Here is a 1,083-nt window from a genome sequence, read left to right as displayed (position 1 = left end):
CACACAAGCCAGGTGATGCTCATGTCAGGCGCCACGTTGAGCAGGTTGTCAAGCGAGCGCTTGTGGTGCCGCTCCAGCGGATCGATCAGCGCGCGGTAAATGCGCCGGTTGGCCCGCGTCACGGCCTCGGCGCAGGCCCGCTCGATGACAGTGAGCGCCGGCAGGATGATGCGCTTCTGGCGCAGCGTTTCAANGGAATGCGCGGCGAGGACCATCGCCTTGTCGGTCTGCATAGCGAGGTCGGCCAGGCTGTCCACCAGCTTGCGGAAGTCCGGCAGGCCGAAGACTGACAGTCCCAGGTAGGCGCGCAGCTCGTGCAGGTGTTCGTTGCGCGTCTTCTCCCGCTCGCCGTATTCCGGCCAGGCGCCGGCGTCGCTGCGCACCTGCTTGGCGATCCAGTGCAACACCGAATCCGGCAGCGCGGTGTCGCTGGCAAGCGCGTAGCCGGGATAGCGCAACAGGCACATCTGGACCGCAAACCCAAGGCGATTCGCTGCCCCGCGCCGCTGCCGGATCAACGCCAGGTCGGCATCCGTGAAGCTGTATTGCTGAATCAAATCATCCTGNCTTTGNGGCAATACCAATAAGCTGTCGCGTTCGGTATCGGACAGCAGTGAGCGGCGTGGCATTCGGTCCGATCCTTCGCTGAAAGGTTTGTGTGGTGCGCCGGTAGAAGGATCGCCCTGACAATGGTTCGCATCATTCGAACCCATTAAATTTAAAAAGGTAAAGCGCTTTACGTTTTTGTCTTCCGTGTTTTCGGACTGGCTGCGGCGGGTTTCTTTTTCAAATCCGCGTTCTCGCCCTCCAGCTCGCTAACGCGAGCCTCCAGCCGCTCATTCGCCTGGTGGGCATGCTCCAGGCGTTCCACCACCATTTCCAGTTCAAACTGCCTGCTGCTAGCTAACTCGCGCGTCGCCGTCAGTCCTTCCGTGGCCTCGTACAGCTTGCGGGCTTGCTCCCTGGCCGCGTCTCGCTGCTCGTGCAATGTGTGTTCCAGCTGGGCCTTCTCGCTCCGCAGCACGGCCAGCGCCTCGCGGCCGTCCTGGAAGTTGGCGCGCAGCGTGGCCGCCTCCTGTTCGG

2 protein-coding genes are annotated in these 1,083 nt (G+C 62.5%); both read right to left on the bottom strand.

What is annotated here, in order from left to right; translation table 11 throughout:
- Positions 1 to 629, bottom strand: a 629-nt coding sequence (locus YWC_RS31195) for a DUF4158 domain-containing protein (RefSeq protein ID WP_229413214.1), incomplete at its 3' end; no start/stop codon positions are given.
- A gap of 107 nt (positions 630 to 736) precedes the next feature.
- On the bottom strand, positions 737 to 1,083 hold a 347-nt coding region (locus YWC_RS33470), incomplete at its 5' end, for a hypothetical protein (RefSeq protein ID WP_036216444.1).

Origin of the sequence: Massilia alkalitolerans DSM 17462, from assembly GCF_000427785.1 — a bacterium.
GTDB lineage: Bacteria > Pseudomonadota > Gammaproteobacteria > Burkholderiales > Burkholderiaceae_D > Telluria > Telluria alkalitolerans.
Note: the sequence above shows the minus strand (reverse complement) of the source record. Positions and strands in the feature narration are given on the sequence as shown.